The sequence below is a fragment of the Amycolatopsis sp. EV170708-02-1 genome (assembly GCF_022479115.1).
Classification (GTDB): Bacteria; Actinomycetota; Actinomycetes; order Mycobacteriales; family Pseudonocardiaceae; genus Amycolatopsis.
Map to the genome: position 1 here is coordinate 3,385,707 of NZ_CP092497.1, position 22,968 is coordinate 3,408,674.

19 protein-coding genes are annotated in these 22,968 nt (G+C 69.1%); 11 read left to right on the forward strand and 8 right to left on the reverse strand.

Features of this window, described 5'->3' with window-relative positions; genetic code table 11:
• Nucleotides 1-63 precede the first annotated feature (63 nt).
• Nucleotides 64-579 carry a GNAT family N-acetyltransferase gene (locus MJQ72_RS15805; RefSeq protein ID WP_240599869.1) on the reverse strand — a complete coding sequence of 172 codons (516 nt, stop codon included), beginning with the start codon at nt 577-579 and terminating at the stop codon, nt 64-66.
• Between the two features lie 393 nt (nt 580-972).
• Between MJQ72_RS15805 and MJQ72_RS15810 the strand changes: the two genes are divergently transcribed.
• Both MJQ72_RS15810 and MJQ72_RS15815 read left to right on the forward strand, forming a co-directional pair.
• A complete protein-coding gene (locus MJQ72_RS15810; RefSeq protein WP_240599870.1) occupies nt 973-2,538 on the forward strand; it encodes a S8 family peptidase in 1,566 nt (521 codons plus the stop codon).
• Nucleotides 2,539-2,671: 133 nt separating this feature from the next.
• Nucleotides 2,672-3,388, forward strand: coding sequence for a hypothetical protein (locus MJQ72_RS15815; RefSeq protein WP_240599871.1), 717 nt, complete (start codon nt 2,672-2,674; stop codon nt 3,386-3,388).
• A gap of 87 nt (nt 3,389-3,475) precedes the next feature.
• On the opposite strand, the gene MJQ72_RS15820 is transcribed toward MJQ72_RS15815, so the two are convergent.
• Nucleotides 3,476-7,180 carry a multifunctional oxoglutarate decarboxylase/oxoglutarate dehydrogenase thiamine pyrophosphate-binding subunit/dihydrolipoyllysine-residue succinyltransferase subunit gene (locus tag MJQ72_RS15820; protein WP_240599872.1) on the reverse strand — a complete coding sequence of 1,235 codons (3,705 nt, stop codon included), beginning with the start codon at nt 7,178-7,180 and terminating at the stop codon, nt 3,476-3,478.
• A 371-nt stretch (nt 7,181-7,551) separates the two neighbouring features.
• Here MJQ72_RS15820 and MJQ72_RS15825 point away from each other — a divergent pair, with 371 nt between their 5' ends.
• Complete coding sequence (locus MJQ72_RS15825) at nt 7,552-7,818, forward strand: hypothetical protein (protein WP_240599873.1); 267 nt, start codon at nt 7,552-7,554, stop codon at nt 7,816-7,818.
• Here MJQ72_RS15825 and MJQ72_RS15830 read toward each other — a convergent pair.
• On the reverse strand, nt 7,815-8,384 hold the full coding sequence (locus MJQ72_RS15830) for a DUF4291 domain-containing protein (protein WP_240599874.1): 570 nt from the start codon (nt 8,382-8,384) through the stop codon (nt 7,815-7,817). The two genes, MJQ72_RS15825 and MJQ72_RS15830, sit on opposite strands and share 4 nt — an antisense overlap.
• A 74-nt stretch (nt 8,385-8,458) precedes the next feature.
• Here MJQ72_RS15830 and MJQ72_RS15835 point away from each other — a divergent pair, with 74 nt between their 5' ends.
• Entirely contained in the window at nt 8,459-8,770 is a 312-nt protein-coding gene (locus MJQ72_RS15835; RefSeq protein ID WP_240599875.1) for a hypothetical protein, read from the forward strand.
• 202 nt (nt 8,771-8,972) lie between these two features.
• Here the strand turns inward: MJQ72_RS15835 and MJQ72_RS15840 are convergent, their stop codons facing one another.
• The 3 genes from MJQ72_RS15840 to MJQ72_RS15850 form a co-directional block, all read right to left on the reverse strand.
• Complete coding sequence (locus tag MJQ72_RS15840; RefSeq protein ID WP_240599876.1) at nt 8,973-12,638, reverse strand: ABC transporter ATP-binding protein; 3,666 nt, start codon at nt 12,636-12,638, stop codon at nt 8,973-8,975.
• Between the two features lie 181 nt (nt 12,639-12,819).
• Entirely contained in the window at nt 12,820-13,704 is an 885-nt protein-coding gene (locus MJQ72_RS15845; RefSeq protein ID WP_219148624.1) for an ABC transporter permease subunit, read from the reverse strand.
• Nucleotides 13,704-14,867 carry an ABC transporter ATP-binding protein gene (locus tag MJQ72_RS15850; protein WP_016337043.1) on the reverse strand — a complete coding sequence of 388 codons (1,164 nt, stop codon included), beginning with the start codon at nt 14,865-14,867 and terminating at the stop codon, nt 13,704-13,706. Before MJQ72_RS15850 ends, MJQ72_RS15845 begins: the two co-directional genes overlap by 1 nt.
• A gap of 575 nt (nt 14,868-15,442) precedes the next feature.
• Between MJQ72_RS15850 and MJQ72_RS15855 the strand changes: the two genes are divergently transcribed.
• Genes MJQ72_RS15855 through MJQ72_RS15870 form a run of 4 tightly spaced genes read left to right on the forward strand, consistent with a single transcriptional unit; the run spans nt 15,443 to nt 17,079 of the window.
• Nucleotides 15,443-15,745 (forward strand): YbaB/EbfC family nucleoid-associated protein, encoded by a 303-nt coding sequence (locus tag MJQ72_RS15855; protein ID WP_240599877.1) that lies wholly within the window; start codon nt 15,443-15,445, stop codon nt 15,743-15,745.
• Nucleotides 15,742-16,014, forward strand: a complete 273-nt coding sequence (locus tag MJQ72_RS15860) for a hypothetical protein (protein WP_240599878.1) — start codon at nt 15,742-15,744, stop codon at nt 16,012-16,014. Before MJQ72_RS15855 ends, MJQ72_RS15860 begins: the two co-directional genes overlap by 4 nt.
• Nucleotides 16,014-16,343 carry a hypothetical protein gene (locus MJQ72_RS15865; protein ID WP_240599879.1) on the forward strand — a complete coding sequence of 110 codons (330 nt, stop codon included), beginning with the start codon at nt 16,014-16,016 and terminating at the stop codon, nt 16,341-16,343. The genes MJQ72_RS15860 and MJQ72_RS15865 overlap by 1 nt, the downstream gene beginning before the upstream one ends.
• Nucleotides 16,336-17,079 carry a WXG100 family type VII secretion target gene (locus MJQ72_RS15870; protein WP_240599880.1) on the forward strand — a complete coding sequence of 248 codons (744 nt, stop codon included), beginning with the start codon at nt 16,336-16,338 and terminating at the stop codon, nt 17,077-17,079. Before MJQ72_RS15865 ends, MJQ72_RS15870 begins: the two co-directional genes overlap by 8 nt.
• 25 nt (nt 17,080-17,104) lie before the next feature.
• Here MJQ72_RS15870 and MJQ72_RS15875 read toward each other — a convergent pair whose 3' ends face one another.
• Nucleotides 17,105-19,831 (reverse strand): BTAD domain-containing putative transcriptional regulator, encoded by a 2,727-nt coding sequence (locus MJQ72_RS15875; RefSeq protein WP_240599881.1) that lies wholly within the window; start codon nt 19,829-19,831, stop codon nt 17,105-17,107.
• 124 nt (nt 19,832-19,955) lie between these two features.
• The gene (gene ald / locus MJQ72_RS15880; RefSeq protein ID WP_240599882.1) at nt 19,956-21,071 is read right to left on the reverse strand and encodes an alanine dehydrogenase; all 1,116 of its coding nucleotides are present in this window, start codon (nt 21,069-21,071) and stop codon (nt 19,956-19,958) included.
• A gap of 166 nt (nt 21,072-21,237) precedes the next feature.
• Between ald and MJQ72_RS15885 the strand changes: the two genes are divergently transcribed.
• From MJQ72_RS15885 to MJQ72_RS15895, 3 genes are all read left to right on the forward strand, one after another.
• Entirely contained in the window at nt 21,238-22,179 is a 942-nt protein-coding gene (locus MJQ72_RS15885; RefSeq protein WP_240599883.1) for a zinc-binding dehydrogenase, read from the forward strand.
• On the forward strand, nt 22,179-22,598 hold the full coding sequence (locus MJQ72_RS15890) for a pyridoxamine 5'-phosphate oxidase family protein (RefSeq protein WP_240599884.1): 420 nt from the start codon (nt 22,179-22,181) through the stop codon (nt 22,596-22,598). The genes MJQ72_RS15885 and MJQ72_RS15890 overlap by 1 nt, the downstream gene beginning before the upstream one ends.
• A 116-nt stretch (nt 22,599-22,714) precedes the next feature.
• Nucleotides 22,715-22,942, forward strand: coding sequence for a hypothetical protein (locus MJQ72_RS15895; RefSeq protein WP_007033850.1), 228 nt, complete (start codon nt 22,715-22,717; stop codon nt 22,940-22,942).
• Nucleotides 22,943-22,968: the final 26 nt, after the last annotated feature.

Here is a 22,968-nt window from a genome sequence, read left to right on the forward strand (position 1 = left end):
GTCCTCTGAACGCGGTCGTTGCACGCGCAAGGACCGCATCCAGAGGACGAAACGCGGGAGGGGCTAGAGGCGGTCGAAGGCGGCCGAGTAGCGGAACTCGCCCTGGAGCTCCGGCGTGTACGCGCGGAGGGTGCGGACCTGGAAGTGCGGCGCCCATTCCGCGACCGGCGGCGTGATCCCGTGCTGTGCGGCGAGAACGAAACCGAAGCGGGAGTAGTAGTTCGGGTCGCCCAGCAGGACCACCGCGCCGTACCCGAGCGCGTCCGCCGCGCCGAGCACGGCGTGTACGAGCGCGGAGCCGACGCCGGAGGCGTGGTACTCGGGAAGGACACCGAGCGGACCGAGACCGACCGCCGACTTCTCGTCGTCGCCGAGCTTCGCCGGGCTGCAGCAGACGTGCCCGACGACCTTGCCGTCGCGTTCGGCCACGATGGACAGTGCGCCGATCAGGTCGCCGTCCTCTCGTAGCTCGTCGACGAGTTTCGCCTCGACCACCGGGACACTGAGTTTCGCGAACGCGGCCAGATGCACGGCGTGGATCGCATCGCGGTCGGCCGGGATTTCCTGTCGGAGCAGCATGCGCCAGAGTGTGCTCCATCCGAAGGTAGGATGGAAATCGTTTTCCGCCCGACGGCGTCACGACTTTCGTAGGCGGCCATCCGTGTGTACTTCCACGAGCGTGAAACGCCGGGAGGGCGGGAGAACGACCACCAGATGTGCGGATCCCCAATTCTTCGTGGGCCGTACGGGCGCAAAACGCGACTAAAGGCGGGGGCTGAACGGTGCCCGAGCTGCGCCGACGCGACGTCCATTACTACCGGGATGTCCGTAATGCAAGGTCTTCCTTGGGGTGAAATCGCCACTTAGTCTCAGCCTGCGCTCCTAAGTGGAACGCGCTTCACCTCTGAGTCACCCCAACGATCCGGCGGGCTTCTTCATGCCCGTGGGTCGCCCCTGCCTGGGAGGAATATCTTGAACAATTCCCTGGGAACCTTGAAGAGACGACTGCCCGCCTTCGGTTTGGCCGCGGCCGTCGCCGTGCTGACGGCGCTGGGCGGAACCACCGTCGCGTCGGCGGCCGAGGGTTCGATCGTCAACGCGGGTAGCGCCAAGGCGATCAAGGACAGCTACATCGTCGTGCTGAAGGACGGCTCGTCGGTCGAAGCCACCGCGAAGAGCGTGACCCAGCGCCACGGTGGCACGGTCGAGAAGACCTTCGCGTCTTCGGTCCGCGGCTTCTCCGGTGCGCTGACCGAAAAGCAGGCGAAGCGCGTCGCCGCCGACCCCGCCGTCGCCTACGTGGAGCAGAACCAGACCGTCTCGATCTCGGCGGACCAGCTGAACCCGCCGTCGTGGGGCCTGGACCGGGTCGACCAGCAGAGCCTTCCGCTGGACCAGAAGTACAGCTACAGCACCACGGCGTCGAACGTCACCGCGTACGTCGTCGACACCGGCATCCTCACCACGCACCCCGACTTCGGCGGGCGCGCGACCCACGGCCGTGACACCGTCGACAACGACAACGACGCCACGGACTGCCAGGGCCACGGCACCCACGTCGCCGGCACCATCGGCGGCACCGCGCACGGTCTGGCCAAGGGCGTCAAGCTCGTCGCCGTCCGCGTGCTGAACTGCTCCGGTTCGGGCACGACCGCCGGCGTCATCGCCGGTGTCGACTGGGTGACCGCGAACGCCGTCAAGCCCGCCGTCGCGAACATGAGCCTCGGTGGCGGCGCTTCGACGACCCTCGACCAGGCCGTCCAGCGGTCGATCGCGGCAGGCATCACCTACGGTGTCGCGGCCGGTAACGACACCGGCGCCAACGCGTGCAACACCTCGCCCGCCCGCACGCCGGAAGCGATCACCGTCGGCTCGACGACGAACACGGACGCGCGGTCGAGCTTCTCCAACATCGGCACCTGCCTCGACATCTTCGCGCCGGGCAGCGGCATCACGTCGACGTGGCTGAACAACGGCACCAACACCATCAGCGGTACCTCGATGGCGACCCCGCACGTCGTGGGCGCGGCGGCCCTGTACGCCTCCGCCAACCCGTCGGCCACGCCGAAGCAGGTCCGTGACGCGCTGGTCGCCAACGGCACCAAGGACAAGGTGACCAACCCGGGCACCGGTTCGCCGAACGTGCTGCTCTACACGGGCACCGGCGGTGGCCCCGGCCCCGAGCCCACCCCCTGTGGCACGCAGACCAACAGCGGCGTCGTCGCCATCCCCGACGCCGGTGCCGCGGTGACCAGCACGATCACCGTCGCCAACTGCGCCCGCAACGCCTCGGCCACCACCAAGGTCGCGGTGAACATCACGCACACCTACGTCGGTGACCTCGTCATCGACCTGGTCGCGCCGGACGGCAGCTCCTACCGCCTGAAGGGTTCGAGCAACGACTCGTCCGACAACATCAACACCACCTACACCGCCAACGTCTCGTCCGAGGCCGCCAACGGTGCCTGGAAGCTGAAGGTCCAGGACGTCTACCGGATCGACACCGGCTCGCTCAACAGCTGGTCGTTGACCGTCTGATCCACCCCTGGAGTACGTGAAGGCCCCCTTCCTCCTGCTGGGAAGGGGGCCTTCCCGTCTCCGGAGAGTGATTCGGCGCCCAGTTGCGGCGTTCGTCCACTAAGGACCTTCGCGAGGCTTTAACCTCTCTCGCATGCAGCCCGGACCGCCCTATCAGCAGGGACCTCAGCAGCCGTATCCACCGCAGGGATATCCCGGCTACCCGCAGCCCGGATACGGGCCGCCGCCCAAGAAGTCGAACACCGGACTGATCGTCGGGCTCGTCATCGGCGCGGTGGTGCTGCTCGGTGGTGGCGGGGTCGCGGCCTTCCTCCTGCTGTCCGACTCCGGTTCGTCGACGTCCGCCGCGCCGACTTCGTCGAAGAAGAGCGGGCCGCCGGACAAGTACACCTCCATGCCCGCCTGCGAGCGGATCGGGAGCAAGGTGCGGAACCTTCCGCCGCTCGAAACGCCGAAGGGCGAGGAGCCGGCGAGCACGTCGAACGACGAGATCACCTACACCCGGTCGTCCTGCTCCTGGCGTGAACCGAACGCGCCGTCGGCGACCGTTTCGATGTACCTGTCGAAGTCGAAGGAGCCGGGCTCGGGCGCGGGGGAGGCCTGGGCCAAGGCCGGGGTCGAGAACGCCGTGACCGATGGCGGCGTGCTCATCCCCACCATGGCGAAGTCCACCAAAGCCGTGCACACCAAGCTCGATTCGCCGAGCCAGTGCCAGATCAAGTTCTACCAGGGCAACGTCGAGGGCGAGATCATCGTGACCGGCCCCGACCCGTCCGGGACGGTCAACCAGACGGTGTGCAAGGAGAACGCCCTGAAGATGGCGAGGGCGACCTCCGAGGCGATCGGCTGAAGGACGCTTTCCCCGCATCAGACGCAGCGAAAGGGCCCTTCACCGCATGAGATGCGGTGAAGGGCCCTTTCAGCTCACGTCAGGCGATCAGTCGAAGGCCCGCGCGATCAGCGCCTTCTGCTCGACCTCGTGCACCTTGGACGAACCGGCCGACGGGGCGGCCATCGGACGGCGCGACACGACGTCCAGGCTGGAGAACACCTCCGGGAGCTTCCGCGGCAGGTTCAGGCCGAAGAACGGCCACGCACCCTGGTTTTCCGGCTCCTCCTGGACCCAGACCGCGGGAGCGCCGTTGTAGCGCTCCAGCGCCGCCAGCAGCTTCTTCTTGGGCAGCGGGTAGTACTGCTCGACGCGCACGATCGCGACGTCGTTCGCCTCGCGCTTCGTGCGCTCGGCCACCAGCTCCCAGTACAGCTTGCCCGAGGTCAGCAGGACCTTGCGCACCTTCGACGGGTCGACAACCGCGTCGTCGATGACCGACATGAACTTCGTCTGGCCGGTGAAGTCCTCGACCTGCGAGGTCGCGGCCTTGTTGCGCAGCATCGACTTGGGGGTGAAGACCACCAGCGGGCGGTTGACCCCGTCGAGGGCGTGCCGGCGGAGCAGGTGGAAGTAGTTCGCCGGGGTCGACGGGACCGCGACGGTCATCGAGCCTTCGGCGCACAGCGAGAGGAAACGCTCGATGCGGCCGGAGGTGTGGTCCGGGCCCTGGCCCTCGTGGCCGTGCGGCAGCAGCAGCACGACGTCGGAGAGCTGGCCCCACTTGGCCTCACCGGAGGAGATGTACTCGTCGATGACGGTCTGCGCGCCGTTGACGAAGTCACCGAACTGCGCTTCCCACATCACCAGCGCTTCGGAGTTGGCCACGGAGTAGCCGTACTCGAAGCCGACCGCCGCGTACTCGGACAGCGCCGAGTCGTAGATCATCACGCGGCCCTGGTTCTCGGCCAGGCTGGCCAGCGGTGAGTACTCCTGGCCGGTCTTGCGGTCGATCAGCACCGAGTGGCGCTGCGTGAAGGTGCCGCGGCGGGAGTCCTGGCCGGACAGCCGCACGAGGCGGCCTTCCATGGCCAGCGAACCGAAGGCGAGCAGCTCGCCGAACGCCCAGTCGATGCCGCCTTCGCGGGACATCTTGTGACGGCGTTCCATGACCGGCTTGACCCGCGGGTGCGGGGTGAAGCCCTCGGGCACGTTGAGGAACGCGTCGCCGATGTGCTCGATGACCTCGGTGGTGGTCGCCGTGGGCACCTTGGCCGGGACCTGCTGCTCCTCCTCGACCGAGGGGCTGGCCTTCGCCGGGTGCTTCTCCAGCTCGCGGACCTCGTTGAACACGTGCTCCAGCTGGCTGGAGAAGTCGCGCAACGCGGCTTCGGCCTCTTCGACGGAGATGTCGCCGCGGCCGATCAGCGATTCGGTGTAGGTCTTCCGGACCGAACGCTTCGTGTCGATGATGTCGTACATCGCCGGCTGGGTCATCGAGGGGTCGTCGCCCTCGTTGTGGCCGCGGCGGCGGTAGCAGATCAGGTCGATCACGACGTCCTTGTGGAACGCCTGGCGGTAGTCGACGGCCAGCTTGGCCACCCAGTGCGCGGCCTCGGGGTCGTCGCCGTTCACGTGGAAGATCGGCGAGCCGATCATCTTCGCGACGTCGGTGGCGTACTGGCTCGACCGCGAGTGCTCGGGCGCGGTGGTGAAGCCGACCTGGTTGTTGACGATGACGTGCACGGTGCCGCCGGTGCGGTACCCGCGCAGCAGCGCCAGGTTCAGGGTCTCGGCCACGACACCCTGGCCCGCGAAAGCCGCGTCGCCGTGCATCAGGACGGGGAGGACGGTGAAGCCCTCGCCACCCTTGTCGAGGATGTCCTGCTTCGCGCGGACGATGCCCTCGAGGACCGGGTCGACGGTCTCCAGGTGCGACGGGTTCGCGGTCAGCGACACCTTGGTCTCGCCGTCGCCGAACATGCGGAAGTACTTGCCCTCGGCGCCGAGGTGGTACTTCACGTCACCGGAACCGTGCGCCTGGCCCGGGTCGAGGTTGCCCTCGAACTCCTGGAAGATCTGCGCGATCGGCTTGCCGACGATGTTCGCGAGCACGTTCAGGCGGCCGCGGTGCGGCATGCCGATGACGACCTCGTCGAGCTCGTGCTCGGCGGCCTTGTCCAGCAGCGTGTCCAGCAGCGGGATCGCCGTCTCGCCGCCTTCGAGGGAGAACCGCTTCTGGCCGACGTACTTGGTCTGCAGGAAGGTCTCGAACGCCTCGGCGGCGTTGAGCTTCGAGAGCACGTACTTCTGGACGGCGGGGTCCGGCTTCTCGTGCGGGATCTCGACGCGGTCCTGGATCCAGCGGCGCTCCTCGGGGTCGAGGATGTGCGTGTACTCGATGCCGACGGTGCGGCAGTACGAGTTGCGCAGCACGCCGAGGATGTCGCGCAGCTTCATCCGCTCCTGGCCGGCGAAGCCGCCGACCGGGAACTCGCGGTCCAGGTCCCACAGGGTCAGGCCGTGGGAGAGGACGTCGAGGTCGGCGTGGCTGCGCTGCCGGTAGTTCAGCGGGTCGGTGTCGGCCATCAGGTGACCGCGCATGCGGAAGGCGTCGATCAGCTCGATGACACGCGCGGTCTTGTCGACCGGGCCGTCCGGGATGTCGGCGACCCAGCGGATCGGCTCGTACGGCAGGCGCAGGCTGGTGAAGACGTCGTCGTAGAAGCCGTCCTCGCCGAGCAGCAGCTCGTGGATGCGCTTGAGGAACTCGCCCGACTCCGCGCCCTGGATGATGCGGTGGTCATACGTCGAGGTCAGCGTCATGATCTTCGAGACGCCGAGGTCGACCAGCGCCTTCTCGCTGGTGCCCTCGAAATGCGCCGGGTACTGCATGGCGCCGACGCCGATGATCGCGCCCTGGCCCGCCTGCAGCCGCGGCACCGAGTGGTTGGTGCCGATGCCGCCGGGGTTGGTCAGCGAGATCGTGGTGCCGGCGAAGTCGTCGGCGGTCAGCTTGCCGTTGCGGGCCTTCTTGACGATCTCCTCGTAGGCCTGCCAGAACTGCATGAAGGTCATGTTCTCGGTGGCCTTGATGGAGGCCACGACGAGCGTGCGGGCGCCTTCCTTGCCCTTCATGTCGATCGCGAGACCGAAGTTCACGTGCTCCGGCGTGACCGCGAACGGCTTCCCGTCGATCAGCTGGTAGTGCCGGTTCATGTTCGGGAAGTTCTTCAGCGCGCGGACCATCGCGTAACCGATGAGGTGCGTGAAGGAGATCTTGCCGCCGCGCGTGCGCTTGAGGTGGTTGTTGATGACGATGCGGTTGTCGGCCATCAGCTTCGCCGGGACGGCGCGCACACTCGTGGCCGTCGGCACGGACAGCGAGGCGTCCATGTTCTTCGCGATCGCCGCCGCGGCGCCGCGGAGCTGCTTCGACTCCGCCTCGGCGTCCTTTTCGGCCGGCTTGGCGGGAGCCTTCTCGGCGGCCTTGGGGGCGGCCGCCTTCGGGGCGGGCTTCGCCTCGGCCTTCGGAGCGGCCTTCGCGGGGGCTGTCTGCTTCGCGGTGGGCTCGGTCTTCGGGGCAGGCTTCGTGGCCTGGCCGTTGGAGGCCGCGCTCTCCTTGGCGGGAGCCGCGGGGGCCGGACGTGCGTCGTCAGTCTTGGCCTGCGCGTCCTGCGTTGGCTTGAAGTCCGCGAAGAAGTCGTGCCAGGCGGCATTGACTGAGCTGGGGTCGGCAAGGAACTGGTCGTACATTTCCTCGACGACCCACTCGTTGGGGCCGAATTGTGACGCAGGGCTGCTGCTGGACACGGCTTGGACTCGCCTCTATCCGTCTCGAGATCTTGAACACCGCTGATGCGCCTACCAGGCTAACCCCCTCGGTCGCAGCCGTGTGATGGAACTGGCCTGTGTGAGGCGTGGCGCACTAGGTGATGGGTCACTGTCTCGATCAAGAGACCGAAAATATGCCACTCGCCGCCTCGCGCGCCGCCGTCCGGGGGAGCAAGGGACCTTTGCTACCACTTTTACTGTCCGTGCTGGTCAGGTCACTGGTTCGTCGGTAAAGGTTGGCTGGGTCGTCGTGCCCGGACAGCCTGGAGTTCACGTCGGGGCGCTTCGCTGGGTGGAGGATGCGGCCGGTGTCGTGCCGGCCGCCGATCCCCGCGAGGTGGTGGCGGCCCATGTGGCTGGACGAGTGCCCGTCGTTCTGGGACGAGGGGCGCGTGCGCCCGCTGGTCACCGAGTCCGGCAAGGTCGTGCTGATGTGCGACTCGTGCTCGGCGGTCTGGCCGACGCTCGACGACTTCAAGGAGATGGAGCACGTCGAGCCCGACGAGCCGGACTGGACGGTGGCGGCCGGCGTGCACGTCCGGCCGGGGACCGTCCGGTGGGCTTCGGTCAAGGACCTCGAGGTCGCAGGGATGGGCGGCCTCAAGTGGCGGCCCTAGCCGGGGTACGGACGCTCCGCGGGTAGCAGCGCTTCGGCGTCTTCGATGCGGTTCGCCGCCACCAGTGCGCCGACCTCGCGCATGAGCGGGGTGACGTCGGTGACCGCCGTGATCCATTTGTCGACATAGCGATCGACGGCCTCGCCGCTCAGCCCCATCTGGAGCGAACGGTGCTTCAGGGGACCGAGCCGGATGCTGCGTTCCGGATCCCATTGGACGCGGACCGGGCTGGTCTTGACGGCGTTCTGCCACGTCTGCCGGTCGGGATGGACGTCGGGGTCGTAGTGGCTGAGCGCGGCGTGTTCGAGCGCCCAGGCGAAACCCTCGCGAGTGATGTCGAGGGCGAGTACGCGCTCTTGGCCGGGCTTCGCGGCCCAACCGCAGCGGTACGCCATCCAGAGGAAGGACGGCTTGATCCAGGTCATGCGTTCGCGTTTGAACGGCGGCACGAAGGTGCCCGCCTTCAGCGCGGCATCGGCGATGGCCGGGGCGTACGCCTGATAGACGCGGATCGTGGTTTCGGTGTACTGGGCGCGGATCTGCCGCGCCGGGATCTCTTCTTTCATTTCCCGTTCAGCGTGACAGGTGCCGCGGGTATGCGCGACCGAAATTCCCTTGCCCGCCCGTTCATGCTGGCTTCATGGCATTGCTGCGCAAGGGATCGCGACGGATCGTGGTCGACGACATCGCTTACCGGTGGCTCGTCCGGCGGAAGCCCACCTACGCACAGGACGGCGGGTATTTCCTTTCGTACGGGGTGGAATTGGAGGACGCGCGGGGTGCGGTGCTGGTGGTTCGGACGGATCACGCGCACCCGTTGAACTACATGGGGGTGCCGTCGAAGGCCGTGCTGCCTTCGGATGTCGAAAGCGCGATCCGGCTGGCGCTGGCGCGTGGGTGGGAGCCGGAGGCTCCGGGGGCGCAGTTCCAGCTCGATCTCGTGGCCGGGTGAGGGTGGCCGCGGTGTCGTGAAGGGCGTTCTGACGTGCTTGGAGGCGCGACTCGCGTGATTGGGGGCGCGACTCGCGTGATTGAAGGCGTAACACGCGTGATTGGACGGACGACACGTGGCGGGACCTGGCCGCGAGGGTGGCGGCATGGCTCGTGAGTGGCGAGGACGGTTCTAACCGTCCTCGCCACTCACGAGGCGCTGGTCAGCCCAGGGACCAAAGGCGGGCGTAGTGGCCGCCTGCGGCGACGAGTTCCGCGTGGGTGCCCTGTTCGATGATCCGGCCGTGGTCCAGCACCACGATCCGGTCCGCCTTGGCGGCGGTGGCGAGACGGTGCGCGACCACGAACGTCGTGCGGCGGCGCGCGAGCTGTTCGGTCGCGCGCAGGACGGCGGCTTCGGTGGACGGGTCGAGCGCCGCGGTCGCCTCGTCGAGCAGGAGGACGTCCGGGTCCACGAGTTCGGCGCGGGCGAGGGCGACGAGTTGCCGTTGCCCGGCCGAAAGGGACCGTCCGCGTTCACCGACGGGCTGGTGGAAACCGGCCGGGAGCGCGGCGACACCGTCGAGCGCGCCGACGGACCGGACCGCCTGTTCGACCTCAGCGTCCGTCGCGGAAGGCCTGCCGTAGCGCACATTGTCCGCGACGGTTCCCGAGAACAGATGCGCTTCCTGTGGTACCACACCCATCCGCGTGCGGAGGGCGGCGAGGTCGTACTCGCGGATGTCGGTGCCGTCGATCCGGACCACGCCGCCTGTCGCGTCGTAGAAGCGCGCGACGAGCTTCACCGCCGTCGACTTCCCGGCTCCCGTCGCGCCGACCAGTGCGACCGTCTCGCCGGGCGCGACTTCCAGTGAGAGCTGCGAAAGGGCGGGTTCGTCCGTTGCGGTGTAAGCGAAATCGACGTCCTTGAAGGAGACCTCGCCGCGCAGCCGGTCCGGCATGGCGACCGGGTTTTCCGCCTGCGGAACGGAAGTCGGCGTGCGCAGGAGATCACCGATCCGCGTCAGGCCGACCCGCGCCTGCTGGTAGCCGTCGAACACCGAGGACAGTTGCTGGATCGGCGAGAAGAACTGGCCCAGGTACAACAGGAACGCCACCAGCACACCGGCCGACAACGTGCCCGCCGCGACCCGGTTCGCGCCGACGATCAGCACGACGACCTCGGCCAATCCGGAAAGCATTGCCGCGAAAGGGAAGTACGTCGCGACAAGACGCTGGGCGCGAAGCCGCGAACGCCGGTATTCGTCGCTTCGGGACGCGAACTTCTCGGCAGTGCGCTCCTCGCGCGTGTACGCCTGCGCGACCCGCAACCCGTTCACGTTCTCCTGCATGTCCGCGTTGACGACACTGACCCGTTCCCGGGCTTCGGTGTACGCCTTGGACGACGCGCGGCGGAAGATCACCGTCGCCACGACGAGGATCGGCAGCACCGCGAGCGCGTACGCCGCCAAACCGATGTCGGTGATCATCAACGCCGCCGCGATCCCGACCAGCGTCAGCGCGCTCACCACCGCCTGCGCGACGCCGGTCTGCAGGAACGTCGAGAGCGCGTCGACGTCGGTGGTCATCCGGGTCATGATCTTCCCGGACAGTTCGCGTTCGTAGAAGTCGAGCCCGAGCCGTTGCAGATGGGCGTAACTGCGCACGCGCAGCGAGTACAGCACCGTCTCACCGACCCGCGCCGTCATCCTCGTCTGGAGGTACACCACCAGCCAGTCGGTGAGGATCACCAGCGCGCCGATCCCGGCGGCCAGCCAGATCACCGCCTCCGCGCCGGCGCGCACGCCGTTGTCGATGCCGTGCTGATACAGCGCGGGCATCGCGATGGTGGCCAGCGCGTCCGCCGCGACCAGTCCGATCACCACGGCGAGCGGGCCGCGCACGGGCTTCAGCAGGCGGCCGAGGCGGAACTTCGGTTCGGGCGCGGTGACATCGGTGCCCGGCAGTCGCGGGACATCCGTGGCGGGCGGCAGCTTCCGCACGCCTTCGATGAGTTCCCGGCTCGGCGGCAGGTCGACGTCCCATTCGCCGCCCGAGCCCTTCCGCTCGCTCGCCAGCTCGTCGGCCTTGTCCTGCTCCGGCCACAGCGCGGGGGTGATCCCGGCGGGGCCGCAGTCGAGACCCTCGCAGCGATGCGGCTCCTCGACGTCGTCACCCGGGCCGGCGACGAGCTCGCGGAACAGCGGGCAGCGCGCGAGCAGCTCCTCCTCGGTGCCGACGTCGACGACGCGGCCCTTGTCGAGCACGGCGATCCGGTCGGCGAGGGCGAGGGTGGAGCGGCGGTGCGCGATCAGCAGGGTCGTCCGGCTCGCGGTGACCGAGCGCAGCGTGTCGTGGATCGCCGCCTCGGTGACCGTGTCGATGGCGGAGGTCGCGTCGTCGAGGACCAGCACGCGCGGATCGGTCATCAGCGCCCTGGCGAGGCCGAGCCGCTGCCGCTGACCGCCCGACAACGTGAGCCCGCGCTCGCCGACGAGCGTGTCGTAGCCGTCGGGGAGGCGCTGGATGAACTCGTCCGCCTCCGCCGCCCGCGCGGCCGCTCGGATCTCTTCGTCGCTCGCGTCCGGCCTGCCGTAGGCGATGTTGTCGCGGACCGACGAGGAGAAGAGGAACGCCTCTTCGAAGACGACGCCGATCGCGCTGCGCAGATCGTGCTGCCGGACGTCGCGGACGTCGAGGTCGCCGACCTGGACCGAACCGCTGTGCACGTCGTAGAACCTGGGCAGCAGCAAGGAGATCGTCGATTTACCCGAACCGGCCGTGCCGACCAGCGCGAGTGTTTCGCCCGGCCGCGCCTCCAGGGTGAGCCCGTCGAGCACGGGATCCGACCGCGTGTAGCCGAAGGAGACGTCTTCCAGCCGGACACCGAGCGGGCCGTCGGGCAGGGGGCGCGCGTCCGGGCTGTCGACGACGTCGGGCTGCGCGTCGATGAGTTCGTTGACGCGTTCCGCGCCCGCCCTGGTCAGCTGCGCCTGGACGACGAGGCTCGAGATCATCCGCGCCGGGCCGATCAGGATGGACAGATAGGTCGCGAAGGCCAGGAAGGTGCCGAGGCTGACCTCGCCCTTCAACGCCAGGATGCCGCCGACCGCCAGCACCGCGACCTGACCCGCCGCGGGGAGGGCCGCCGTCGTGGCCGTCGGCAAGGACGAGAGCCGCGCCGCGCGCATGCGTTCGGCGAAGAGCTTCCTCGCCGTCTTCTCCAGCTTCGCGACTTCGCGCGCTTCCTGGCCGAAGCCCTTCACGACACGTACGCCGGTGACGGTCTCCTCGACCTGTTGCGCGACGTCGGCCGCGCGCTGCTGGGCCGCCCACGTCGCCGGGAAGAGCCGCTTCCGGCTCACCGCCATGATGATCGCGATCGCCGGGGCGACCACCATCGCGATCAACGTCAGCGTCGGCGACATCCACAGCATCGCGCCGAGCGACAGCAGCGCGAAGATCACCGAACCCGCCGAGAGCGGCACCTGCATCAGGACCGAGGTGACCAGCTGCAGATCCGAGATCGCGCGCGAGGCGACCTGGCCGGTGCGCAACGCGTCCTGCTTGCCGCCGTCGAGCCGCGAGACCGCGCCGAACACCTGGCGGCGCAGGTCGTGCTGGACGTCGAGGGCCAGCCGCCCGCCGACGTACCGGCGGGCGAAGGCGTTGCCGAACGTCAGCACCTGCAGCAGCGCCATGACGGCGGCGAGCAGGCCGAGCCGGGAGGTGTCTCCCGCGACGGCGTCGTCCAGCGCCTCGCGGATCAGCAGCGGGCCGGCGGCCTGGAGCCCGACGCCGATGATCGCCGCGCCCAGCGAGAGCACGACGAGCCAAGGATGTTTCCAGCACGAAGCGGCCAGGCGGCGGATCCAGCCTCCGGTGGGCACCGGGGCCGTCTCACGTGCCGGACTGGCTTGACGGGGACGAGGTGGAGCAGTGGTCACCCCGCAAGCCTATGCGTCCGCACCGACAGGACCGGGCGGTTCGCGCAGGGCCGAACGCGATGAAAGGCCCCTTCATCGCGGATTTCGCGATGAAGGGGCCTTTCAGGTCACGTGTGGGTGTGACTCAGGTGATGTCCTTCTTCTGGTTCACGGCCCATCCGGCGAGGAAGAAGATCATCGTCCAGCCGAAGAAGATGAGCGCCGAGGCCCACCACGAGAACGCGCCCGGAGCACCGGCCGCGTACTGCAGCGCCCACGCCGTCTCGTCCTGCAGGCCGGGCACCTTCACGCCGGCGGCGCCGAACGCCTCCGCGCCGATGGCGCCCACGATGCCGTTGACCGTGCCGTTCGGCAGGACACCGCCCAGCCAGGTGATGTCCGCGGCGCCGAACATGACGAACACCAGCACGTTCTCGACCACCAGCATCCAGATGGTCAGCGTGATGATGCTGCCGACCACGCTGCGCCAGACCGCGCCGACCCCGATACCGAACAGGGTCGCCAGGATCGTCGCGAGGACACCCGCGCCGAGTACGCCGAGCCACTGGCCCGCGGTCGGAAGGCGCTGGCTGTCGACCGTGATCACGGTGCCGAGGCTCGCCGCGGCCACGATGATCACGCCGTAGATCGCGCCCCAGGCGATGTAGGTGATCATCTTCGCGCTCAACGCCGAAACCCGGTTCGGGGCGGTGAGGAACGTTGTCGTGATCGTCTTCTTCGTGTACTCGCCGGCGAGGGCGAAGACGCCGAAGATGATCGGGATCATCGTGCCGATGTTGATGCCGTGCCCGAGGGCGAGCAGGCCGACGGGCAGCTCACCGGTCGAGATGCCGAGCGCCTCGGTCAGCTCGCGGGTGTCCGAGCGGCCGAGGAAATCGCTGAAGTCGTTGGTGACCATGCCCCAGAACAGGGCGAACGCGAAAGCGAAGACCACCGCGGGGATCATCAGCGCCCACCACGCCTTGAGCGTGAGCGTCTTGCGGAACTCCGCCTTGATCAGGTTGCCCATCAGCCCTGGCCTCCCCAGCCCTCGTTCTGGCCCTGCTGCTGCGCCTGCTGCTGAGGCGGCGCCTGCTGGTACTGCGGTTGCTGCGGCGGCTGGCCCTGCTGCTGGAACTGCTGCGGCGGCGCGAAACCGGGCGGCGGCGTGTTCTGCGGCGCGTAGCCGGGAGGCGGCCCCTGATACCCGGGCGGCGGGCCCTGATAACCCGGAGGCGGACCCTGGTAGCCCGGCGGCGGGCCCTGCTGGAACCCGGGCGGCGGCGCGGCGTACTGGCCCTGCGTCAGCTGGAAGAACATGCGCTCCAGATCCGCCGTCTCCTCCTGCATGCCGTAGACCGCGATGCTCGCCTTCGCGGAGACGTCACCGATCTGCTGCACCGTCGCGCCGGAGACCGCGACCCGGCCGTCCGGCATCGGCGCGACCTGCGTGATCCCCGCCTCCTGCAACGCGGAGACGAGGCCGCTCGCGTCGGCCGACTGCACCAGCACCCGGGACTGGTTGCTCTTGCGCAACTGGTCCAGCGAGCCGTTGTAGCGCGTCATGCCCTGGCTGATGATCACGACCTGGTCGATCGTCTGCTCCACCTCGTTCAGGAGGTGACTCGAGACCAGCACCGTGCGCCCCTCACGCGCGTACGCGCGCAGGAAGTTCCGAAGCCACAGGATGCCTTCGGGGTCGAGCCCGTTCGTCGGCTCGTCCAGCACCAGCACCTGCGGATTCCCCAGCAACGCCGTCGCCAGCGCCAGCCGCTGCCGCATACCGAGCGAGAACCCGCCCGCCTTGCGGTCCGCCGCCGACGAAAGACCCACCAGCCCCAGGACCTCGTCCACCCGCTGATCCGGCATCCCGATCGCCGCCGAGTACACGCGCAGGTGATTCCGCGCCGTGCGTCCCGGGTGGAAACCCTCGTTCTCCAGCACCGAACCGACGACCCGCGCCGGATTCCCCAGCTGGTCGTGCGGGCGCCCGTTGATGGTCGCCGTGCCGTTCGTGGGCGTCACCAGCCCGAGCAGCATCCTCAGCGTCGTGGTCTTCCCGGCCCCGTTGGGCCCCAGGAAGCCGGTCACCGAACCGGGCTCCACCGTGAAGCTCAGATTCTGGACCGCGTTGACCGCACCGAACTGCTTGCTCAGGTTCTGCACCGCGATGCGGCCACTGCCGTCGTGCATACCGTCCCTTTTGTTGACGAAGGCCGATCACGCGACATCCTGCCTCACGGGGTGAGCCCGCACCCGAGGAAGGGGCCAATCCGCCGAAAGCGACCTTCGTCACGTTCCCTCGAGTGACGAATCCGCCCTCCAGTGCACCCGCCGCTGCGCCGAACGGCCGCTGACTACCGGATATACGACGCAAAGCGTGGAAAATCACCGACCGCACCAGGGGTCTGTGAAGAAATAATTCGGAAGACATGGCAACCCCATGCAGCGCGACGGCGACTTATTACCTACGATGTAGGAGGCGGCCCGCTCCCAGTGACCCCCAGGCTGGTCGAGCGGGCCGCCCTCAGCCCCTTTGCCCTGCCCCGGTCGACGCTGGCGCGTCTTCCCGGAGGTGGGGCTTCGTCGTATCACCCGGGGGGCCGAGCCCCCCGGACCCCCGCGGCGCGGTCGGCGCCGGTTCGCGAGGGGGTGGCCTAGGGCGCGGGGCGCCCTGGCCTGGCCCTGATCGCGAAAGTTGGGGAAAGGTGCAGGAAAGGTGTGGGAGTGATCCTGTCGTCGTTCAGGTGACGAGGGGAGAGCGACCGGTGGACACCGATCCGGTACGGAAGATCAGAGAGTTCGGGGAGTTCCTCGCCAGGAGCAAGGCCGCGTTGGGGCGGGCCGAGGGGGAACTGGCGGGGCGGCACTACACGGCTTCGGCGCGTGGGGGACTCGTGCGTGCGGAGGTGGATCATCGGGCTCGGCTCGTCGGGATCCACATCGACCGGGCCGCCGTGGCCCGCAGCCGCGGCGGCGAACTCGGCGCGTACATCGTCGAGGCGGTCGGCCAGGCGCGTGACGAGGCCCGCGCCGAATACCGGCGGCAGTTCCAGGCGAGCGTCCGATGAACGGCCTGCTGCGGCTTCACGACCTCGATGACGAGGAAGACGACAGGCGGCCCGCTTCCCGGGGCGAAGAACACTTCGCCGGCGCGGACATCGACGCCGGCCTCGGCAGGGTCCACGTCGACGAGGCCGGTGACCTGGTCGCCGTCGACCTCGACGAGCGGGCACTGCGCGCGATGAACCCGGCCGCCCTCGGCGGCCACCTCCTCGCGGCGATCGAGCGGGCCGAACAGGCCGCCAGGACCGAGCGAGTCGAACGGAGGAAGCGCTGATGGCGGAGGGAACCGGCTACGAGGTCGTCCCGGAATCGCTCGCGAACATGGCGACGGAGTTCCAGGCCGCGGCCGACTCGTGGACCACGCTCAAGGACACGGTCGGCGGGTTGACGATGCAACCGGGCGACCTCGGCCTGCTAGCCACCGGCGCGGGATACATCGAGGCGTACAACGCGGCGTGCACGCTCGTCGTCGAGAAACTCGGCGAGGCGATCAAGAGCTTCGAGGACACCGAGTCCGCGCTCGTCACCGTCGCCAACACGTACGCCGCGCAAGACGCCGAGTACTACGAGCAGTTCGGCTATCTGGGGAGCGACGATGACTGAACCCGCGCCGTACCCGGAAGAAGACGCGGCGACCGTGCAGGACGCCGCGGATTTCGTGAGCGTCGTCTGCGGTCCCGCGGTCGCGACCGGCGTGAAGGTGGTTCTCGACGAGATCCGCAAGATTCTCGGCGACCACACGATCCCGTCGGCGCGCGCCGGCCAATGGGGCGAAGCGCAGAAGACACCGAGCACGGTGGCCGACGGGCTCAACACGAAACTCGGTTCACTGGACGCGTATTGGCAGGGTGGCGCGTTCGACGCGTTCAAGACCCATACCGATCGGATCGTCCAGGAGTGCGACCTGACGGCCGCGAAACTGGGGGAAGTGGGCACCCTGCTCGCCCAAACGATCGCCTTCGTGCACGAGACGTGGGGGATGGCCATCGGGTTCATCACGAAGGCGGCCGCCGGCTGCGCCAGTCTTCTCGACCCGACCGAGGTGCTCGGCGCGATCAACGATCTGGCCACCAGCTACGCCGATCTCATCGAGAACGCCCTCTCGACGATGGGCGAGTTCGCGGCCAACGTGAAGGCCATCGAGATCTCCGCGCTCAGCTTCCCGGCGCCGGGAACACTGCCGTCCGAAGTGGGTAACCCGGACAAGTGGGTCCTCGAACCGGCGCCCGAGCACCCGCCGGAGGACAAGAAGCTGCCTGCCGAAGCCGGGATGGGCGTGTCGCAAGGCGGCGTCACGACCCCCGAAGAACCGGACACGGCCGAAGCGGAACCCGCCTGAGCCGTCCGCCTCGGCGCGTGAACCCTCACGCGCCGAGGCGGGCCCGGATCTTGTCGGCGATCGGGTCGCCGGTCGCCGTGCACAGCAGGAGTGCCTCGTTGAGGTGGTCCCGCGCCTCGGTTTCCCGTCCGTCCGCCGCCGACAGGTCGGCGAGCTGGACGAGCAGCCGGGCCGAGCCCCATCGGTCGTCCAGCTCGCGGGTGATCGCGAGCGCGTGCCGGTATTCCTCGCTCGCCTGCTCCCGCAGCCCCCTGTCCCGGTACAGGTCGCCGAGCGTGCGCAGGGTGAACCGCAGCGACGTGCGATCGCCGCTGTTCCGCTGCAGATCGACGGCGTCCCGCAGATGACGCAGGGAGTCGTCGAACAGGCCCTGCTGACGGCGCAGATCGCCGAGGTTGTTCAGCGCGATGCCCTCGCCGTGGACGTCGCCGTCCGCCCGGAACATCTCGAGTGCGGACGTGTAACTCCTCGCCGCATCGGCGAAGCGGCCCATGCTGTCCTGCGTCACGCCGAGGTTGTTCGACGTCCACGCCTGCCCGTGCCGGTTGCCGAGTTCGCGGAACACCTCCGCCGTGGTGCGGAAGTACTCGATCGCCTTCTCGAAGCCGCCGACGTCGTCGTGCGCGATCCCGAGGCCGAGCAGCAGGTAGGCCTCGTCGGCGCGCCTGCCGGACCGCCGGGCCGCGGACACCGCGATCTCGTGGGTGACCAGCCAGTCGTCCCAGTGTTTGGTCAAGTAGAACAACCGCATCAGCGCGGCGGCCAGCAGGCAAGCGACGTCCTCGGCGCCCTGTTCCGCCGCGGTCCGCACCACGGTCACCAGGTTCGCGCGCTCGGCGGCGAACCAGGTGAGCGCGTCTTCACGGGTGTGGAACGGTGGTTCGGTCCTCGTCTCCTCCACGCCGTCCAAGTCGATCACGCGGGCCTTCGGGTCGACGAGGGCGCGTGCCGCGATCACCGTGTGCAGGAACCACACGAACAGACGCCGTGTCGCCGCCTCGCGGCAAGCGGGCTCGACCTCGTCCGCGAGTTCCCGTGCGTAGGCGCGGAGCAGGTCGTGTGTCCGGTACCGCCCGGCGAAGCCCTCCTCGACGAGGTGCGATCGGGTGAGCGCGTCGAGGGCACGCCGGGTGGCGCGCAGGTCCTCGCCGGAGAGCGCGGCGAACGCGGGAGCCGTGAGGTCGTGCCCGGGATGGAGGCCCCACAGGACGAAGAGCCGCGCGGACGGCGGCGGCAGGTGATGGAAGGACCGGGAGAACACCGAGCGGATCGCGGTATGGGCGTCGCCGTCGGCGTCCATCAGGTCGAGGCGCCGATGCTCGTCCGCCAGTTCGGCGGCGAGGCCGGCGACGCTGATGTTGTCGCGTGCCCGGAAGATCTCCGCGGCGACCCGCAGGGCGAGCGGCAGCCGGACGCAGTGCCGCACCACCTTGTCGATCGCGTCCGCGGCGTCGTCCGTCCGTTCGCCCGCGAGCCCGCGGAACAACTCCCGCGCGTCGGAAGGCGGGAGCCGTCGCAGGACGATCCGGTTCGCGCCGTCGCGGGCCACCAGCCCGGCGAGTGAATCCCGGCTCGTCACGACGACGTGGCAGGACGAACTCATCGGCAGCAAGGGCCGGACCTGCTCGCAGGTACGCGCGTTGTCGAGCACGACGAGCAGACGGCGGCGGGCGGCCAGCGACCGGAACCGCGCCGCGCGCGCCGCGAGATCGCGGGGGATCGCCGGGCCTTCGACACCCAGTGCCTGGAGGAATCCTTCGAGCACGTTCGCGGCCGAGGGCGGCTGCTCCGGCCCGTAACCCCGGAGATCGACGTACAGCTGGCCGTCGGGGAACCGGGAGCGGACCCGGTTGCCCCAGCGGACCACCGTCGCGGTCTTGCCGACGCCTGCCGTGCCGACCACGACGCACACCGGCGCCGAGTCCCGGCCGGACAGCACGAGCTGATCGTCCAATTCGGACAGTTCCGCCGTTCTGCCGACGAAGTTCCGCACGGTGCGGGGTAATTCCGACGGTACGACCGCCGGTGCCGGCGCGCCCGCCGGTTCGATCGGTAGCCCGGCGAGGATTCGTCTTTCGGCTTCGCGAAGCTCCGGGCCCGGTTCGATCCCGAGCTCCTCGACGAACAGTCTTCGTGCCGCGCGGTAGACGGCCAAGGCCGCGGTGCGCCGCCCCGCCCGGTACAGCGCGATCATCAGCAATTCGTGCAGGCGTTCCCGGAACGGGTGACTGCGTACCAGTTCGGTCAGCTCGTCCACCAGGGACGTGTGCTTGCCTGCGGCGAGTTCGGCCTGGCACAGCGTCTCGATCGCGGCCAGCCGCCGCTCGGTGAGCCGCCGTGCCTGATCGGCCAGCTCCGGCGAGTCGAGGCCGTCGTACGGCTCACCGCGCCACAGGCCGAGCGCCTCACGCGACAGTTCGGCGCACCGCCGCGGATCGCTCGCGGCGGCTTCGTCCACGAGCGACTCGAACCGCTCGGCGTCGAGCTCCCCGGGCAGCACACGCAGGCGGTAGCCGCCCTCTCCGCTCGTCAGCCGATCCGGCTCGCCGAGCAGCCGCCTCAGCTTGTGGACGTGCAGGTACAGCTTCGACGCGGAGTCGTCGGTTTCCCCCGGCCACAAGACGTCGACGAGAGCACTCGCCGGGACGTCGCGGTTGGCGTTCGCGAGCAGCGTCCCCAGCAGGATCCTCTGCATACGTCCGGTGACGGTGATGTTACGGACGCGGAGCGGCCCCAGTACCTCGAATTCCATCGAGTACCTCCCCGCGGGACAGTGTGCCGCGACGCGGGGATCCGGGGGCCGGAAAGACGCAAAAAGGAGCGAGGGACCTTTGCTCTCGGGCAAAGGTCCCTCGCGTGGGAGTGTGGCGTGGGGGTCAGGCCAGGACGGTGGCCAGGTCTGTGGCGGGCAGGCCGTGCGCGGCCGCGACGGGGGCGTTCGTGAGGGCGCCGGCGTGCGTGTTGAGGCCCTTCGCCAGCGAAGCGTCGGCCTGCAGCGCCTTGTGCCAGCCGTGCTCCGCCAGCTGCACGGCGTACGGCAGCGTCACGTTGGTCAGGCCGTAGGTCGAGGTGCGGGGCACCGCGCCCGGCATGTTCGCGACGCAGTAGAACACCGACTCGTGGACCTTGTAGGTCGGCTCGTCGTGCGTGGTCGGCCGCGAGTCGGCGAAGCAGCCGCCCTGGTCGATCGCGATGTCCACCAGCACGCTGCCCGGACGCATCCGCGAGACGAGATCGTTCGAGACCAGCTTCGGCGCCTTCGCGCCGGGCACGAGCACCGCGCCGATGACCATGTCGGCCTCCAGCACGGACTGCTCGACCGACAGCGCGTTCGAGGTCACCGTGCGGATGCGGCCGCCGAAGTCGTTGTCGATCTGGCGGAGGCGGTCGACGTTGGTGTCGAGGATCTCGACGTCCGAGCCGAGGCCGAGCGCGACCCGCGCCGCGTTGAGGCCGGCGACACCGCCGCCGATCACGACCACGCGCGCCGGGTGGACGCCGGGGATGCCGCCGGGCAGCACACCGCGGCCACCGCTCGGCTTCATCAGGGAGAACGCGCCCACCTGCGGCGCCAGCCGTCCGGCGACCTCGGACATCGGCGCGAGCAGCGGCAGCGCGCGGTTCGGGGTCTGCACCGTCTCGTAGGCGATCGCGGTGGTGCCCGCGGCCAGCAGCGCGTCGGTCAGCGGCCGGTCCGCGGCGATGTGCAGGTAGGTGAACAGCACCTGGTCGGCACGCAGCCGCGGGTACTCTTCGGCGATCGGCTCCTTGACCTTGAGCACGAGTTCGCCCTCGGACCAGGTCTCCTCCGCCGTGGCGAGGATCTTCGCGCCCGCGGCGACGTACTCGTCGTCGGAGATGGACGAGCCGACGCCCGCGCCGGTCTCGACGAAGACGTCGTGGCCCCGCCCGGTCAGTTCGTGCACGCCCGCCGGGGTGAGCGCCACCCGGTATTCATGCTTCTTGATCTCACGGGGGACGGCGATACGCACGGAAAGCCTCCTGGCGACGGTTCTGCGAACAAAGGTGCTGCCACTCACGGTGAGCCACCCGGACGGCGGTGTCATCGTCCGCCCGCGACAGGATTGAGAACCGATCATGGTTTTCGCGGCACAATCGCTTGACCTCCAGTCAACTGGAGCTTGCACCTTGGGTGACATGAGAGCCGTGTGGTTGAAAGAGTTCGGCGGGCCCGAAGTGCTCGTCGCGGGCGATGCCCCGGATCCGGTGCCCGCAGCGGGCCAGGTGCTGATCGAGGTGGCCTTCGCCAACATCACGTTCGTCGAGACGCAGTTCGGGGCGGGCGGGGGCGGGCCGTTCCGCGCCGAACCGCCGCTGATCCCGGGCAACGGGGTCGGCGGCGTGATCAGCGCGGTCGGTGAAGGAGCGGACCTCGGCCTGGTCGGCAAACGCGTCGTGACCTCGACCGGCGGTTCCGGGGGCTACGCGGAACGGGTCGCGGTCGACGCCGATGCCGTCTTCGAGGTGCCGGACGGTCTGGCCCTCGACGCCGCGGTGGCGATCCTCGCCGACGGCCGCACGGCGACCGCGCTGGTGACCGCCGCGCGGATCCGGCCGGGGGAGCGCGTGCTGGTCGAGGCCGCGGCGGGCGGGGTCGGCGGGCTGGTCGTCCAGCTCGCCAAGGCCGCCGGTGCCGAGGTCGTCGGCGCGGCGGGTGGTGCGGCGAAGACCGAGCACGTCCGGGAGCGCGGCGCCGATCTGGCGGTCGACTACCGCGAGCCGGGCTGGGCGGACAAGGCGGGCGAGGTCGACGTCGTGTTCGACGGGGTCGGCGGCGAGATCGGGACGGCGTCGTTCGGCTTGCTGAAACCGGGCGGCCGGATGCTGATCTACGGCCTGTCGAGTGGTTCGTGGACGGAGGTGTCCGAAGAGGACGCCGCCGCGCGCGGGGTGACGGTGATCCGGGGCCTCGGTGGACCCGCTCAGATGCGGGCGTTCACCGAGTCCGCGCTCGCCGAAGCCGCCGCCGGACGGCTGGAACCCGTGATCGGCCAACGGTTCCCGCTCGCGCGGGCGGCGGACGCGCACGAGGTCATGCAGTCGAGGGGCACGCTCGGCAAGACGTTGCTCGAGGTCTGATGTTCGACGTCGACGAATTCCTCGCCGGTCCGCTCACGGCCAGGGTCGCCGCGGTCGGGCCGACCGTGCGCCCGACCTGGTACCTCTGGGAGAAGAAGGCCTTCTGGATCCTCACCGGACCGTGGGCGCGGCTGGCCGGGCTCGTCCGCGATTCGCCGTCGATCGCGGTGACCGTCGACGTCTGCGACGTCGGCACCGGCCAGGTGCGGCAGGTGCTCGCGCGCGGTGAGGCCGAGGTGCTGCCGTTCGACGTCCCTCGTGGACGGCGGCTGCTGAGCCGGTATCTCGGTCAGGACGAGCGCAAATGGGATGCGCGTTTTCGTTCTTACCTGCACGATGATCCCGAGGTGAAAGGGACCGTCTGGGTCCGGATGGTGCCGAAGAGATTCGTCGCCGAAGACCTCGGTTATCGGGTATGACGCACGGCCGCGTTCGCTGGGGTGGGCGCGGTCGTGCAACCTGCGGATCGGTAAATGCAGCACGATCGAGTCAAGATGTTGATCTTACTGGCCGGTAAGCTGCCATTCTGTTCCGCATGACAAATCAGGACTGGCGGCGGGAGCGGCGTGTCCGCACCGTCGACACCGAAGGCAATCCGGCCGATGTCATCGTCGGCCTTGTCGAAACCCCAGGGCACGGATACGAAGCCGCGCTTCGGGTCGACGGTGGCCCCGGTGTTCTTTTGCCGCTTTACCCCGGTGCCGATCTGCTCGCCGCGGTACGGCAGACCATTGAGGACGGATATCGCGCCAGCGCGCACTGAACCGTCGAATGTCATGAAAGGGTCTT

Bases quoted from the DNA above. Each gene is read 5' to 3' on its own strand.
- MJQ72_RS15805 (WP_240599869.1), bottom strand. From the start codon at position 579: ATGCTGCTCCGACAGGAAATCCCGGCCGACCGCGATGCGATCCACGCC.
- MJQ72_RS15815 (WP_240599871.1), top strand. From the start codon at position 2,672: ATGCAGCCCGGACCGCCCTATCAGCAGGGACCTCAGCAGCCGTATCCA.
- MJQ72_RS15825 (WP_240599873.1), top strand. From the start codon at position 7,552: ATGTGGCTGGACGAGTGCCCGTCGTTCTGGGACGAGGGGCGCGTGCGC.
- MJQ72_RS15830 (WP_240599874.1), bottom strand. From the start codon at position 8,384: ATGAAAGAAGAGATCCCGGCGCGGCAGATCCGCGCCCAGTACACCGAA.
- MJQ72_RS15835 (WP_240599875.1), top strand. From the start codon at position 8,459: ATGGCATTGCTGCGCAAGGGATCGCGACGGATCGTGGTCGACGACATC.
- MJQ72_RS15845 (WP_219148624.1), bottom strand. From the start codon at position 13,704: ATGGGCAACCTGATCAAGGCGGAGTTCCGCAAGACGCTCACGCTCAAG.
- MJQ72_RS15850 (WP_016337043.1), bottom strand. From the start codon at position 14,867: ATGCACGACGGCAGTGGCCGCATCGCGGTGCAGAACCTGAGCAAGCAG.
- MJQ72_RS15860 (WP_240599878.1), top strand. From the start codon at position 15,742: ATGAACGGCCTGCTGCGGCTTCACGACCTCGATGACGAGGAAGACGAC.
- MJQ72_RS15865 (WP_240599879.1), top strand. From the start codon at position 16,014: ATGGCGGAGGGAACCGGCTACGAGGTCGTCCCGGAATCGCTCGCGAAC.
- MJQ72_RS15870 (WP_240599880.1), top strand. From the start codon at position 16,336: ATGACTGAACCCGCGCCGTACCCGGAAGAAGACGCGGCGACCGTGCAG.
- MJQ72_RS15875 (WP_240599881.1), bottom strand. From the start codon at position 19,831: ATGGAATTCGAGGTACTGGGGCCGCTCCGCGTCCGTAACATCACCGTC.
- MJQ72_RS15885 (WP_240599883.1), top strand. From the start codon at position 21,238: ATGAGAGCCGTGTGGTTGAAAGAGTTCGGCGGGCCCGAAGTGCTCGTC.
- MJQ72_RS15890 (WP_240599884.1), top strand. From the start codon at position 22,179: ATGTTCGACGTCGACGAATTCCTCGCCGGTCCGCTCACGGCCAGGGTC.
- MJQ72_RS15895 (WP_007033850.1), top strand. From the start codon at position 22,715: ATGACAAATCAGGACTGGCGGCGGGAGCGGCGTGTCCGCACCGTCGAC.